The organism is Sphingomonas sp. DC5200-1 (assembly GCF_049897245.1).
GTDB classification, from domain to species: Bacteria; Pseudomonadota; Alphaproteobacteria; order Sphingomonadales; family Sphingomonadaceae; genus Sphingomonas; species Sphingomonas aquatilis.
This window is the reverse complement of sequence record NZ_JAFCVW010000001.1, coordinates 676,707-690,834: the sequence shown is the minus strand read 5'-3', so window position 1 is coordinate 690,834 and position 14,128 is coordinate 676,707. Positions and strand designations below refer to the sequence as shown.

At 65.3% G+C, this 14,128-nt stretch carries 10 protein-coding genes; 4 read left to right on the top strand and 6 right to left on the bottom strand.

Annotated features, from left to right (window positions below; translation table 11 throughout):
* Positions 1 to 429: 429 nt before the first annotated feature.
* Positions 430 to 516, bottom strand: a complete 87-nt coding sequence (locus tag ACP7A3_RS03200; protein ID WP_426254962.1) for a hypothetical protein — start codon at positions 514 to 516, stop codon at positions 430 to 432.
* A 756-nt stretch (positions 517 to 1,272) separates the two neighbouring features.
* Here ACP7A3_RS03200 and ACP7A3_RS03195 point away from each other — a divergent pair.
* Positions 1,273 to 2,022 carry a hypothetical protein gene (locus ACP7A3_RS03195; RefSeq protein WP_426254943.1) on the top strand — a complete coding sequence of 250 codons (750 nt, stop codon included), beginning with the start codon at positions 1,273 to 1,275 and terminating at the stop codon, positions 2,020 to 2,022.
* A 530-nt stretch (positions 2,023 to 2,552) separates the two neighbouring features.
* Here ACP7A3_RS03195 and ACP7A3_RS03190 read toward each other — a convergent pair.
* Together ACP7A3_RS03190 and ACP7A3_RS03185 are read right to left on the bottom strand one after the other, a co-directional pair.
* Positions 2,553 to 3,803: a hypothetical protein gene (locus tag ACP7A3_RS03190; RefSeq protein WP_426254942.1), complete on the bottom strand. Its 1,251-nt coding sequence runs from the start codon at positions 3,801 to 3,803 to the stop codon at positions 2,553 to 2,555.
* Positions 3,804 to 4,219: 416 nt separating this feature from the next.
* Positions 4,220 to 4,846 carry a methyl-accepting chemotaxis protein gene (locus ACP7A3_RS03185; RefSeq protein ID WP_426254941.1) on the bottom strand — a complete coding sequence of 209 codons (627 nt, stop codon included), beginning with the start codon at positions 4,844 to 4,846 and terminating at the stop codon, positions 4,220 to 4,222.
* A 229-nt stretch (positions 4,847 to 5,075) separates the two neighbouring features.
* On the opposite strand from ACP7A3_RS03185, the gene ACP7A3_RS03180 reads away from it, so the two are divergent.
* Positions 5,076 to 5,423 carry a heavy metal-binding domain-containing protein gene (locus tag ACP7A3_RS03180; protein ID WP_043060160.1) on the top strand — a complete coding sequence of 116 codons (348 nt, stop codon included), beginning with the start codon at positions 5,076 to 5,078 and terminating at the stop codon, positions 5,421 to 5,423.
* A gap of 241 nt (positions 5,424 to 5,664) precedes the next feature.
* On the opposite strand, the gene ACP7A3_RS03175 is transcribed toward ACP7A3_RS03180, so the two are convergent.
* From ACP7A3_RS03175 to ACP7A3_RS03165, 3 genes are all read right to left on the bottom strand, one after another.
* On the bottom strand, positions 5,665 to 6,990 hold the full coding sequence (locus ACP7A3_RS03175; protein WP_426254940.1) for a PQQ-dependent sugar dehydrogenase: 1,326 nt from the start codon (positions 6,988 to 6,990) through the stop codon (positions 5,665 to 5,667).
* Positions 6,991 to 7,249: 259 nt separating this feature from the next.
* Positions 7,250 to 9,478 carry a catalase/peroxidase HPI gene (gene katG, locus ACP7A3_RS03170; RefSeq protein WP_426254939.1) on the bottom strand — a complete coding sequence of 743 codons (2,229 nt, stop codon included), beginning with the start codon at positions 9,476 to 9,478 and terminating at the stop codon, positions 7,250 to 7,252.
* Between the two features lie 384 nt (positions 9,479 to 9,862).
* The gene (locus ACP7A3_RS03165; RefSeq protein ID WP_426254938.1) at positions 9,863 to 10,564 is read right to left on the bottom strand and encodes an aspartyl/asparaginyl beta-hydroxylase domain-containing protein; all 702 of its coding nucleotides are present in this window, start codon (positions 10,562 to 10,564) and stop codon (positions 9,863 to 9,865) included.
* 182 nt (positions 10,565 to 10,746) lie between these two features.
* On the opposite strand from ACP7A3_RS03165, the gene ACP7A3_RS03160 reads away from it, so the two are divergent.
* Both ACP7A3_RS03160 and ACP7A3_RS03155 read left to right on the top strand, forming a co-directional pair.
* The gene (locus tag ACP7A3_RS03160; RefSeq protein ID WP_426254937.1) at positions 10,747 to 13,620 is read left to right on the top strand and encodes a M16 family metallopeptidase; all 2,874 of its coding nucleotides are present in this window, start codon (positions 10,747 to 10,749) and stop codon (positions 13,618 to 13,620) included.
* A gap of 58 nt (positions 13,621 to 13,678) precedes the next feature.
* Complete coding sequence (locus ACP7A3_RS03155; protein ID WP_426254936.1) at positions 13,679 to 14,086, top strand: endonuclease domain-containing protein; 408 nt, start codon at positions 13,679 to 13,681, stop codon at positions 14,084 to 14,086.
* Positions 14,087 to 14,128 lie beyond the last annotated feature (42 nt).

Here is a 14,128-nt window from a genome sequence, read left to right as displayed (position 1 = left end):
CTTCATCGTCATCCCCGCAAAGGGGGCGACATCATCTCGGAATCAGGGGGCGAGTAATTCTCGGAACAGGGGGGCGGCATCATTTCGGAATGAGGGGGCGGCTTCCCTCGGAATCAGCACCATGGTGCTCGATCTGCAACCGGGCGCTCCCATCGACGCACCAGATGCATTTAGAGGATTACGCTACGCCGCTTTCAGCGTATCCAATCTGCCGCCGGTGCCATATCATCTTGCACGTGCGATTTATCCGCCCCGGCCCCTGGTTGAGGCTGGTGGCGGAGAACCGGGCGGATCACGCGCAATGGTTTGAGCTGCTTTCGCTCGATCCCGCTTCACGCTGGCAATCTTTCGACCAAATTTACCCGTCTGGACTTCCGCCAGCGACATTCGGTCGCCCTGCCTCGACGTAATCCAAGAGAGTTCCGGCACTCACACCAAGGGCCGTCGCTTGTCGACCACCTTGATCGTCGGGTTCCTCGCCCCACGCTCAACGTCGCTGACGTAAGTCCGGTGCAGGCCAGCGAGGTCGGCGAAAGCCTCCTGCGAGTGACCGGCCGCCTCGGGAAGCCGCCTTACGTTCTGACCGAGCCGCCGCTCCGGCCTCTCCCGTCCTGCTTGCGTCCTGCGGTCCTATGATCGCCCTTATTCCCCGAACATCGGCTGTTCAGCGGTGAAGCTTGTGATGATAAGACGCCGAACGAACTGAACAGCCGAGAGCCAGATGGGCACGAAGTCAGCATGGACACCCGAGCGTCGTGCTCGGCAGGCAGAGATGATCCGACGTACGAAGCCTTGGGAAAAGTCGACCGGGCCAAAGACGGAAGCAGGGAAGGCGATCTCCTCCCGCAATGCTTACGCCGGAGACTGGGTGCACGAAGCACGGTCGCAACGGGAGAGCATCAAGGCAACCGCTCTTACCGTCTTCGGCCGCCAAAGATGGCCGAAGGGGTCAGGATGGGGCGGCTGAACTCGCTGACCTGTCTCAACCGACCTAAGTCATAGGTGATGCCAGGCGGACATGGGACGGACATGGCGGCAGCGCCGCCCATGCTTTACCCGCTAAGTCACTGAATAGGCGGTGGACGCACTTGGGCTCGAACCAAGGACCCGCTGATTGCATGTGTGCAGGTTCGGCCGGTTTTGAGCCGCGCCGGTTTAGGTTCTCAACGCAAGGCGCTATCGGGGCAAAGGTTGGAGTACGCGATTGTATCCGACGTGGGCTCGCATATGCAAAGCGTGTCAAGCAATCGGGCGACAGGCGAGAGGGTGTCGGTGACGGAGAAGAGAGTTAGCACCTGGGCGGAGATGAAGGCTGAGACGAAGCCCACTGACATGGAGGTGCTCGAACAGCTCGTCATTTATCAATCTATGATGCGTAAACTTGTGCCGTATCTTGACGCCTTCGAGGCGCTGGTCCTGGGGCAGATAGTTGATCGGACAATTGGCTGGAAAAAGGTCGCAGCCTATTTCAGCGGAGATGCCTTGTACGCCGGGGATGAGATGTATGGTGGCATAGCTAGAGCGATGGATAGAAGCCGCATGTGGGCTGCTATAAAATCCCTCGAACGGCGTGGAATAATCTCGCGAGGGGAGGTCGCCCACTCACGCATACGCATCTACCGCATCAACACTGATATGGACGAGGAGCTGATCAAGCGAACAGCCAAGCCGATTAGCAAGTCGGTTGCGGGCGTCCGCAATCGCCGCCGCATAGTCTCCAAGAACGACAATATGGTCTCGTCTAGCGACTACATTGTTGCGGCTGGAGACGATATGGTCGCCACGAACACCACTGGAGAACAGTATAACGACAAGGATAGTGGGGAGACCGGTACTCGGGACAATCGACCGCAGCCTGCGGCTCCGGTCGCAGGTCCTAGTATACCTCGCAAAAGGGTAAGGCCGCTAATAGGAGCGGCTGAGACTTCGTCTCAGCCGCCTACCGTGGAAGCGCCGTCCCTCTCGTCCGGGGATGCCTCCCAGAGCTCTTCCAGACGCCGTATTCGTCCACGAAAGCCGTAATCCTTCGTTTCGCTTCATTCTGATTAAACAAAGTTGTAGACTTAGCGGCTGCGCTGATATTGGTCTCGCTTATGCGGCGTTTAGGGTAGTGCTTGTCGCGCTAACGCCCAAGGCGCGAGCGAGCTTTGCGCGAACATGTGGGTAGTCGCCTGGGAACCTGTTTGAACCCAGTCCTGCGGCTGGGGAAGGAACGAGTGCTGACCGGCCGATAGGGTTCCGCACGCGCCTGTCAGGAGCTCGGCTCCGTCGAGCATCGCGCCAAACCCGAGCTGCTGCTCGACGTGGTCGCGATGGACCACACGCCCGCCAACCTGTTCTGCGTAGACAGGCTGACCGGCGTGCCGCTCGGCCGACCGACGCGCGATGCCGCAGGTACGGGTGCGCCGCATCGCGAATTGGTGGACGGCGACTGCCAGAACTGCCACGTCAACAGCGTCGCTGACGTGCTGATGACGCTCGCTTGCCAGCACAGCACCGGCACGCCGACAGGAACCAATACATCTCACTGCAGGCGCTTCTCGACGTATTCACTACATTGCCTGTACCGCAGCGATCGCCTGATCCGCCTCGACCAGATGGGCGTTGATCGTCAACTTGCCTTTGAGCACTCCGAGCAGATCAACGGCTTTCTGCTTCGGCCTGGCCTGAAAGAGTTCCGATTTCGCCCGTTCGTTGGTCGTGATGATCTGGATGAGCCGGCGAACCTGATCGGTGTTCAGGCTGGTAAAAAAATCATTGAGGATCGCCCCCGCATCGGACGAGCCCCAGAAATTGCCGCAATATACCGCGACGATCTCTTGGTAGACCTCGTCGAAGGCAATCGACGGCACCCAAGGCCCAAACTGGGCGAGCGTGCGTGCCGCTGTCTCTTCAGCACCCCAGCCGTAACTAGTGTTCTTTGCCTGCGCGAGCAGCTTCGCCGCATGTCGGTAGAGTCGGGCGCGCGATGCATCGGGGATGTAGTTGACCCCCTTCACCTTCGTGAGGAAGTCAATCAGTCGTGCCTCGGTGCCCTTATCGGGGCTGGTGTCCGACGCGGGATCGATGACGACGTTCTGGTAACGCAGGCCCGCTGCTTTCCGCAGATCTTCCGACGCCCGCCCCCACGCGACGGGCAGAAGGACGGCGGCGTTCTGGGTCGCGGGCGGCTGTCCGGCTGCGAGCATGTCCATCAGAAAGCCGAAAGCATTCCGCAGGTCCGATACCGTCAGAGCGTTGATTTGATCGGTCAGCGTTTGTAGCTGATTGGCGTCAAGCGCGATCGTTTTGACGGGCTCGAACAGCCCCGCGATCGAGTGCCCCGGGTCTGGCATGGACTTGTCGAATAGATTGGCCTGGAGGAGCATCGCCAGTGCCATTACGTCTACGTCGCTGACGACGCTGTCAGAATCATGAGCGGGCGAAGCGTGATTGCGGTTCCAGTTGATCATTTCAAGGGCCTTGCCGCCCTTCTTGTCGATCAGACCTAGCCGCGAAGCACCGGCGATCAGAACCAGATCGTCGACGCCCGACCAGCGCTCGGCGATCGTTTCACCGTCCTTGTCGAACTTCTTTCGGCCGCTCTCGTCTTTGACGACCGACAGCCAGAGGTCTGTGCCGTACGCCTCGACGCGTCGCCTCAGATTATGGACCGCGGCATTCCAAAGAGCGAGGAGAGCGTAGGGATGGAAGCCGGAGTCGAAAAGGCTCCGCGCCTCCGTCAGCAGCGACAATTCATGTGACGACGGAGGAACGGCCAGCATCTGCGGGCCTGAAAGGATGACCGGTAGATTCGTGCTCATGCCGCATCTTTACTGACCGCCTTGACGCGACGCTACCTCTTCAGAAACAATCCTTATGCGCGACGATCCCACATTTCCTAGGTCATGAGGGGCAGAGGGCGGAGCATGAAGCATCCTCCGCTAAGCGAGCCACGGACTGAGCCTGTCACACAGATTGTGCTTTATGGGCAAACTGACATCCGCGTTGCTCATCGACGCCTCTTGAATGATACACAAGGGCTGTTACACATCGGTGCGGAACAGCAAGCTAAGTAATTGAATTGTTGCGCGTTGGGTGATGGCTCTTCGTCCCCCCTCGGCTCCACCATCCGTTCCGAAGAGGCTGACAAGCCTAATCAAATTGTCCCGATAGTCTTGCGCCCCGAGCGACTGTTACGATCGTAGCAGGACGTGGGCTGTCGCGTCCTTGCCTGAGCCTAAGCGAGGTTGAGCGAGGCTTCGTTGATCTGGGCGATTTCGAGCAGGACGGCGGACGTCTGGCGCGACAATTCGCGCACTTCATCGGCCAGGACGGCAAAGCCGCGGCCATGGTCGCCGAGACGGGCGGCTTCGATCCGGGCATTGAAGGCGAGGACGCGGGTGTCGGCGGCGATCTTCGTCACCGTGGCCAGCATGGCATGCGCGCGGCGCGTCAGGGCTGCGCGCTCGTCGACGACGCGCTGCATCGAGCGTTCGTAGGTGACGTCGACATAGGTCAGCACCGCGCCGCCCCCACATCCGGGCGTGAAGATGATTTCGAAAACCTGCCCATCGTCGAAATGATGGTCCAGCGTCTGGCGCTCGCCCCGTTTGAGCCAGATACGGTGGTTGTCGAGGACGCGGGCGACGCGATCGGTCGACCAGCCGACGGCCCGGCCGATCTGCGCAAGATAGTCGCCCAGCATCGTGCCGACGGGAAGATTGGCCGGGTCCAGACCGAAGATCGCGCTGACCTGAGGGTTGATGAGGCGGATACGCTCGTCGGCGCCGTACACGACCATGCCATGGCGCATATGCGCCATGACGGTGGCGAGCTGCTTCGCGGCATCGCCGGTGGGCGTCACGCTGGCGTCCGGTTGAGACGGATGGGCAGGGACGGAATCGAGCGGAGCCATATCGTCCGATATGTAGGCGGTTGGGAGCGGTATCGCGAGGACGATCTTTGCCGGCGGGCGATGCGCATCGGGGCGATCCGGTGGCGCTGGATTCGCGGCGCGACCTTGGGCACATTCGGACGGCCGCGCGGATCAGGCGTCCGGTGAAGCAGGAGGGGTTTTCATGACGATCGTTCGCATGGCGCTGTGCGCTGCGCTGTTAGGGTGTGCCGGGGTCGCCGCTGCGCAGGAGGCGAAAGCGCCGCTCGTCAATCCGGAGGCGGGCGTGCCCGTCTTTGCCGGCGACATTACGGATCGGCCCTATCAGGTGATCGGCGAGGTCAAGGCCGGGGTGCGCAAGGCGACGGTGTTCAGCAAGGCGTCGTCCGAAGCGAAAATCTATCGCGAGCTGTGGGAGCGGGCGAAGAAGATGGGCGCCGATGCGGTCATCAACGCCAAATATGGCGAGGCGCACGTGACGGCGATCAGTTGGGGCAAGACGAATGCCACGGGTACGGCGGTGAAGTTTACCGACGCGGGGAAATAGGGGCGCGCACGGTTCGGCGCGGCGGTTGTCCGGCAGGGATACTCGCGGGTTGAACCGGTCTCGTCATTGCGAGCGTAGCGAAGCCATCCAGGGCCGGACCAGGACGCCCTGGATGGCTTCGCTGCGTGCGTAAGGGCGGATGAGGCTGGCGTGGTGCGGCTGGAGACGCTGGCCGTCCCCGTGCTGAAGAGTGGACCCCGGAACGAGTCCGGGGTGACGGGGGAGTGGGGGCGGGCGAGCGTTACTTCGCCGCGACGCGCCAGATCGTGTTGCCGACGTCGTCGGCGACCAGCAGCGCGCCGGTACGATCGGATTCCAGGCCCACCGGGCGGCCGCGCGCCTTGCCGTCGGCATTGAGGAAGCCGGTCAGCACGTCCTGCGGCTTGACGCCATCGACGGGGAAGCCGCGCGCCGCGAAGGGCACGAAGACGACCTTATAGCCCGACACCGGCTTGCGGTTCCACGAGCCATGCTCGCCGATCAGCGCGCCCTGGGCGTAGCGGTCGCCGAGCTTCATGCCGTTGGCGAAGGCGAGGCCGAGGGCGGCGACGTGCGGCCCGAGCGCGTAATCGGGGCGCTTCGAATATTGCTGCAGGTCGGGGCGCTGCGGATCGACGCGATTGTCGGGATAGCCGCCCCAATAGAACCACGGCCAGCCGAACTGATCGCCGAGCTCGACCTGCGTCAGGTAATCGGGCGCGAGGTCGGAGCCGAGCATGTCGCGTTCGTTGACGACGGTCCACAGCTGCTGATTGTAGGGGCTGATCGCCATGCCCTGCGGGTTGCGCAGGCCGCTGGCGTAGATGCGGAACGTCTTCTGGTCGGGATAGACCTGCAGGATGTTGGCGCGGAATTTCTCCGCCTCCAGCCCCTTTTCGGCGATGTTCGAGGCCGAACCGACGCCAACGAACAGCGTCTTGCCGTCCGGCGCCGCGATCAGCGTACGCGCCCAATGGTTGCCGCCGCCGTTCAGCTTGACGACCAGCTCGGGCTTGGTGGTGATCTGCGTCGCGCCGTCGGCATAAGGCACACGGACGAGCGCGTCGGTGTTGGCGATGTAGAGCTGGCCATTGAGCAGCGCCATGCCAGTCGGCGAGTTCAGCCCGGTCATGAAGACATGGCGTTCCTCGGCAACGCCATCGCCGTTCGCGTCGCGCAGCAAGGTGATGCGGTTGGCAGAGGGCACGCCCGCGCCCGCCTTGTTGAGCAGCCGGCCCATGACCCAGGCTTCGATCCCGCCGCCGTCGCGGGGCGGCGAGTTGGTTTCGGCGACCAGCACGTCGCCGTTGGGCAGGCGATACAGCCAGCGCGGATGCTCGAGGCCGCGGGCGAACGCCTTCACCGTCAGGCCCGCGGCGGGGGTGGGCGTTTCATTGCCCTGCCAGCCGACGACGTCAGCGACCTTGACGGTGGGCAGCGTCTGGTCGCGGGGTTCGGTGATGGCGGGGCGCTTGCCGGCGACCTGATCGACCGACAGCTTCGCCGTATCCGGCCAGGCGAGATAGACGACGACCGCCACGGCGATGACGGCGATGAGCGCGGCGACGCGCAGGACGTGCTTCAGCATGGCACTACGATAAGAGGAGTGGGGCTGGCGGGGAAGGGGGCTGCGCCGCGTTGCCTGTCGAAGGGCGTGTTTCCACACGCGCGGCGGTCGCCCGCGGCCACCGTGCTTCGACAGGCTCAACACGAACGGGGCGAGGACGTGCCTAAATCTTAGACACCTACGAAAAAAGACCGCCGGTGCGAGAGGGGATCGCACCGGCGGTCCGTCATCCCGGCCGGAAGGGTCGCTCCTTCCCGGTGACCGGGACGAACCGTATGTCTCAGGCCGGCGAACCGACCAGCAGGTCGTAGCGGTCGGCGTTCATCACCTTCGTCCACGCCTTCACGAAGTGATCGGCGAACATCGGCGCGGCATCGCTGCACGCATAGACTTCGGCGATCGCGCGCAGCTGCGAATTGGAGCCGAACACCAAGTCGGTGCGCGAGGCGGTCCACTTCTGTTCGTGCGTGTGGCGATCGGTGCCGACGAATTCCTCGTCGCTGTCATCGCTGACCTGCTTCCACGCGGTGCCCATGTCGAGCAGGTTGACGAAGAAGTCGTTGGTCAGCTGCCCCGGCCGATCGGTGAAGACGCCGTGCTGGCCCGCCTTGGGATGGTTGGTGCCGAGGACGCGGAGGCCCGCAACCAGCACCGCCATCTCGGGCGCCGACAGGCCGAGCAGCTGCGCCCGGTCGATCATCAGCTCCTCGGTCGGCACGTTATACTTGACCTGCAGATAGTTGCGGAAGGCGTCGGCCTTCGGCTCCAGCACGTCGAAGCTTTCGGCGTCGGTCTGCTGGGCCGAAGCGTCGGTGCGGCCGGGCGCGAAGGGCACCGCGATCGCGTGGCCCGCGGCCTTGGCCGCCGCCTCGATTCCCACCGAACCGCCGAGCACGATCAGGTCGGCGATCGAGACCTTCTTGTCGCCCTTGCCGTCGAAGTCGGCCTTGATGCCCTCATAGACGCCGAGCACCTTGGAGAGCTGTTCGGGGTTGTTGACCTCCCAGTCCTTCTGGGGCGCCAAGCGGATGCGGCCACCATTGGCGCCGCCGCGATGATCCGACCCGCGCCACGTCGATGCCGACGCCCAGGCGGTCGTGACCAGCTCCGCGGTCGACAGGCCGGAATTGGCGATCGCGGTCTTGAGGTCGGCGACGTCGCCGTCGTCGATCTGCGGATAGTCCGCGATCGGGATCGGATCCTGCCAGATCAGCTCTTCCTGCGGCACTTCCGGGCCGATCAGGCGGATCTTCGGGCCCATGTCGCGGTGCGTCAGCTTGTACCAGGCGCGCGCCCAGACGTCGGCGAAATAGGCCGGGTCCGCACGGAATTTCTGGCAGATCGCATTGTACGACGGATCGACCTTCAGCGCCATGTCGGCGGTGGTCATCATGGTCGGCACGCGCTTGCCCGCAGAGTGCGCGGCCGGCGCCAGCGTCTCGTCGGGATCGCCGACGGGATGCCACTGGTGCGCACCGGCGGGGCTCTTGGTCAGCTCATATTCGTGGTCGAAGAGCATGTCGAAATAGCTCATGTCCCACGTCGTCGGCGTCGGCGTCCACGCGCCTTCGATGCCGCTGGTGATCGTGTGATCGCCCATGCCGCTTTCGTGAGTCGACGCCCAGCCAAGGCCCTGCGAGGCGATGTCGGCGCCTTCCGGCTCGACGCCGACCAGCTTCGGATCGCCCGCGCCATGCGCCTTGCCGAACGTGTGACCACCGGCGGTGAGCGCGACGGTTTCCTCGTCGTTCATGCCCATGCGGGCGAACGTCTCACGCATGTCGCGTGCCGAACCCTGCGGCATCGGGCAGCCGCCGGGGCCTTCGGGATTGACGTAGATGAGGCCCATCTGGATCGCAGCGAGCGGATTTTCGAGCGCGCGCCCCTCCTGCTCTTCGATCCGGGTCTGGCCGAGCCACTCCTCCTCGGTGCCCCAATAGACATCCTTCTCGGGCTCGAACACGTCCTCGCGGCCGCCGGAGAAGCCGAAGGTCGGACCACCCATCGATTCGATCGCGACATTGCCCGCCAGGATGAACAGGTCGGCCCAGCTCAATTTGCGGCCGTACTTCTGCTTGATCGGCCACAGCAGGCGGCGCGCCTTGTCGAGGTTGCCGTTATCGGGCCACGAGTTGAGCGGGGCAAAGCGCTGCTGGCCCGCCGACGAGCCGCCGCGGCCGTCGCCGGTGCGATAGGTGCCGGCGGAGTGCCAGGCCATGCGGATGAAGAAGGGGCCGTAGTGACCGTAATCGGCCGGCCACCAGGGCTGGCTGTCGGTCATCAGCGCGGTGAGGTCGCGCTTGAGCTGGTCGTAATCGAGCGTCAGGAATTCGGAGCGATAGTCGAAGTCGTCGCCCATCGGATTGCCGCTGACGCCCTTCTGATGAAGGATGTCGACCGACAGCGCCTCCGGCCACCAGTCGCGCGATGTGCGGCCCAGCAGGCTGCGCAGCGCGGCGGGCTTCTTGTTCGGGTCGCTGAGTGGGCTGCCTTCGGTGATCGCGTCCATGTCCTGCTCTCCCTCAAAACGCTACGTCCGCTGCGGGCATGAACGCCGCCGCAACGATGCTGTTGCCAGGGGATACCGCAGTCCGTCTGATCGGGATAACGCTTAATCGCGAAGGCTGTGATCGGGTAGGGCGATCAGTGGGGCCTCATCCCATCGTCACCCCGGATCAAGTCCGGGGTGACGGGAGTGTGGGACGGACTGGCGTTCGGCGCAGGATTAAGTCCTCCCCCGCCAGGGGGAGGTGGCGCCGCCGCAAGGCGGTGACGGAGGGGGCGGACGGGAACGTCCCTAGTAACGAAGCTCCACCCTTACCTCCCCCTCCGTCATGCCTGCGGCATGCCACCTCCCCCTGGCGGGGGAGGACTGAGGTTCGTCTATCAGACGTTACGCCTCGTCCGCTGCCCGCAAACCCGGCAGGCGGCGGACGCGGTCGGCGACCCATTTGCCGGGGTTGCGCAGCGGGCGGTCGAAGCGGATGCGCAGGACGATGCGGGTGCCGCTCGCCTCGTTCCAAACTTCGTGGTCGTAGGTGTCGTCGAACACCAAGGTCTCGCCCTCCGACCAGCGCACGACGCGATCGCCGACGCGCATGCGGACGTCGCCGTCGCGCGGCACGACGAGGCCGAGGTGGCAGGTGATCAGCCCCTTGGTGGCGCCGCGCCGGATCGCATGATGCGCGCCCGGCGGCAGGATGGCGAGCGCGGCGCTGTCGAGGCCGGGGATGGTCGAAACGATGCGATGCGTCTGCGGGCAGGGGGCGGGGGTGTCGCCGTCGCGGCTCCACAGCGTCACGGTGCGGTCGGCGGGGGCGGTGTCGGCAGACAGCGCGCTCATCGCTTCGTCGCGGATCGTGCGCCAGTGATCGCGGAGCAAGGCGGTCCAGGCGAACTGGCGCATGTCGAGCACCGGATCGGTGGCGACCAGCGACGAGGCGGCGATCACGCGATCGATGCGGCGGCGCAGGCCCGCAGGCAGGTCGAGCCCACGCAGCAGGCCCTGCGGCTGTGGCTGCGTCGGGGGAGTCGGGGCCGGGGCGCCCGAATCCCGCCACATTGCCGATGCCGTCCTGGTCGTCGCGATCGTCATGCCCCTGCCGTCGTCATCCTGGCGTTCGCCGCGGCCGAGAGGCGCGAGCGTCGCTTATCCTGATTGTTCTGTAGGGCTTGGGTATCGGCATACCGGGGCCAAATCATGACCGAAACATGGAGCGTCGGCACAGATGGTGTCCTCGCTGGCGGCGCCCGTCGTGCCACGCTACAGCAGGGGCCATGGCGTATCTCTCCCGCGCATTCGCGCCCGTACTCGTCCTCGCTCTGGCCACCGGCGGCATCGCCCAGGTCAAGGCGCCCCGCTCCGCGGTAGCGGCTCAGGCGACCCCCGCGGTCAAGGTCGATCCGACCGCCTGGCTCTACAAGGGCAGCGACCTGCCGCACGATCCGGCCTGGGTGTTCGGCACCCTGCCCAACGGGCTGCGCTATGCGGTGCGCAAGAACGGCGTGCCGCCGGGTCAGGTGTCGATCCGCGTGCGTATCGACGCAGGCTCGCTCAACGAAAAGGATAGCGAGCGCGGCTACGCCCATTTCATCGAGCACCTGTCGTTCCGCGGATCGGAATATGTGCCCGATGGCGAGGCGAAGCGCGTGTGGCAGCGGTTCGGCGCAACCTTCGGGTCGGACAGCAACGCCTCGACCACGCCGACGCAGACGCTCTACAAGCTCGACCTGCCATCCGCGACCGAGCAGACGGTCGATGAAAGCCTGAAGATCCTGTCGGGCATGATGGAACAGCCGACGCTAACCGATGCGGCGGTCTCCGCCGAACGGCCGATCGTGCTGGCCGAGCGCCGCGAACAGCCGGGGCCGCAGGTGAAGTTGCAGGAGGCGATGAGCAAATTGTTCTTCGCCGGCCAGCCGCTCGCCGAACGGTCGCCGATCGGCACGCTCCAGACGCTGGAGGCGGCGACGGGGGCAAGCGTAAAGGCGTTTCACGATCGCTGGTATCGGCCCGAAAACGCGGTCGTTATCATCTCGGGGGATATGGACCCGGCGACGCTCGGCCGGATGGTGACGCAGCATTTCGCCGGCTGGACGGGCAATGGCCCGGCGACGCCCGCACCCGATTTCGGCAAGCCGTCGCCCAACGAGCCGACCTCTGCGGTGATGGTCGAACCGGGCCTGCCGCCGCTGGTCATGATGGGCGTCGTGCGGCCGTGGCAGTACAATGACGACACCAAGATCTTCAACCAGAAGCGGATGGTCGACACGATCGCGGCACGGGTGATCAGCCGCCGCCTCGAACGGCGGGCGCGCGCGGGCGCCAGCTTCGTGCAGGCGGGCGTCGACCTCGACGACCGGTCGCGCTCGGCGAACATGACGACCGTCATGATCCTGCCGGTCGGTGACCAGTGGGAACAGGCGCTGAAGGACGTGCGCGCGGTGATCGCCGATGCACAGAAGACGCCGCCGACACAGGCCGAGATCGACCGCGAATATGCCGATTACGAAGTCGCAATCCGCAACGGCGTGGAGACCGCGCAGGTCGAGGCGAGCGCCAAGCAGGCCGACGACATGGCCGGCGCGCTCGACATCCGCGAAACCGTGACCGCACCCGCCAACAGCTATGCGATCCTGACCGACGCCAAGGCGAAGGGCATGTTCAACCCCGCCGACGTCCTTGCCTCGACGAAGAAGATCTTCGCCGGCGTCGCGACGCGCGCGCTGGTCAACACGCGCACCGCCGAAAAGGGCGCGGCGGAAAAGCTGGCGGCGGCGCTGAAGGCCGACGTGTCGACGCTGACGATCAAGCGTGCGGCGCAGGCGGCGGTCGATTTCAGCAAGCTGCCCGCGTTGGGCAAGCCGGGTACGGTCGTGTCGCGGACGCAGATCGCCGGGCTGCCGTCGGAAAAGGTGGTGTTTTCGAACGGCGTGCGGCTGCTGACCTTCGCCAATCCCGACGATACCGGCCGCGTCTTCGTGCGCGTGCGCTTCGGGCGCGGCTATAACGCCTTGCCGGCGAGCAAGCCGAGCCCCGCCTGGGCGGGCGACCTTGCGCTGATGGAAAGCGGCATCGGCACCCTCAGCCAGGACGACCTCGACCAGTTGACCGCGGGGCGGCAACTCGGCCTCGACTTCGGGATCGACGACGATGCCTTCTCGATCGCGACGCTGAGCAGTCCGAAGGACTATGCCGACGAGCTGACACTGGCGGCGGCGAAGCTTGCCTATCCGCGCTGGGATGCGGCACCGGTCGCGCGGGCGAAGTCGTCGGCGCTCACCGCGATCCCCGGCTATGATTCGTCGGCGGATGGCGTGCTGTCGCGCGATCTGGAAGGGCTGCTGCACGATGGCGACCAGCGCTGGCTGACGCCGAGTGCCAAGACGGTGTCGTCGCTGACGCCGGAGCAGTTCAAGGCGTTCTGGGCACCGCTGCTCGCCAGCGGCCCGATCGAGGTCGATGTGTTCGGACAGATCAACCCGGACGAGGCGATCGCCGCGGTGGCCAAGAGCTTCGGCGCACTGCCGCCGCGCGTGGACACCTCGACCGCGCCGCCGCCGGTGCGCTTCCCCGCGCATGTCGCGAGCCCCGTGCTGCGCTATCACAACGGTCCGGACAATCAGGCGAGCGCGGTGATCGCCTGGCCGACCGGCGCGGGCCTGACCGACATCGCCGAAGCGCGGCGACTGGACGTGCTGGCGCAGGTGTTCAGCGACCGCCTGTTCGAACAGATGCGCCAGGCGGAGGGCGCGAGCTACAGCCCCGGTGTTGCGAGCAGCTGGCCCAAGGGCCTGCCCGGCGGCGGCCGCCTGATGGCGGTGAGCCAGGTCGCACCCGCCAACGTGCCGCTGTTCTTCAGCCTCGCCCGCAAGATCGCCGCGGACCTCGCCAAGACGCCGGTCACCGCCGACGAGCTGGAGCGCGTGAAGGGGCCGCTGCAGCAAAGCTACGCCCGCGCCGCGACGAGCAGCCTGTTCTGGCTGCGCGAAATGTCGGGCGGCACGTTCGACGAACGCCGCATCGACGCGGTCCGCCGCCTGGGCCGCGACTTCGGCGAAGTGACGCCGCAGGTGTTGCAGGCGACGGCGGCAAAATATCTGGTGCCGGAGAAGGACTGGACGCTCGCGGTGCTGCCGCGGAAGAAGTGACGGGGCGGCGAACTGCGCCTCGACGGGTCGTAAGCTATTCCTCCCCCGCCAGGGGGAGGTGGCAGCGAAGCTGACGGAGGTGGAGGGCAGGGTGAAGCTCAGCGGTTCCAAGAAGAACCTTGCCGATGCAAAGGCGCTGCGACGAAACCTGACACTCCCCGAAATCCTGCTCTGGCGAGAGCTTCGCAAACTGCCGCTCCGGATCCGGAAGCAGGTGCCCGCCGACCCGTACGTCCTCGACTTTTACTGTGCGAAGGCCCGTCTCGTCATCGAGGTCGATGGAGAAGCCCATGCCCGCGGCGATCGCCCCGAACGTGACGCCGGGCGCGATGCGTGGCTAGCCGAGCAAGGCATCGCGACCCTGAGGCTGGGTGCCAGTGACGTCCTTCGCGATCTTGACGCGGCGATGCGGCTCATCATCGACGAACTTGACGCTCGCGGAAGCGCCCCCTCCACCACCCGCTAGCGCGGGCGGTCCCCCTCCCCCGCTAAAGCGAGGGAGGAATGG

Bases quoted from the DNA above. Each gene is read 5' to 3' on its own strand.
- ACP7A3_RS03190 (WP_426254942.1), bottom strand. From the start codon at position 3,803: ATGAGCACGAATCTACCGGTCATCCTTTCAGGCCCGCAGATGCTGGCC.
- ACP7A3_RS03180 (WP_043060160.1), top strand. From the start codon at position 5,076: ATGGCGCTGTGCGCTGCGCTGTTAGGGTGTGCCGGGGTCGCCGCTGCG.
- ACP7A3_RS03175 (WP_426254940.1), bottom strand. From the start codon at position 6,990: ATGCTGAAGCACGTCCTGCGCGTCGCCGCGCTCATCGCCGTCATCGCC.
- katG (WP_426254939.1), bottom strand. From the start codon at position 9,478: ATGGACGCGATCACCGAAGGCAGCCCACTCAGCGACCCGAACAAGAAG.
- ACP7A3_RS03165 (WP_426254938.1), bottom strand. From the start codon at position 10,564: ATGACGATCGCGACGACCAGGACGGCATCGGCAATGTGGCGGGATTCG.
- ACP7A3_RS03160 (WP_426254937.1), top strand. From the start codon at position 10,747: ATGGCGTATCTCTCCCGCGCATTCGCGCCCGTACTCGTCCTCGCTCTG.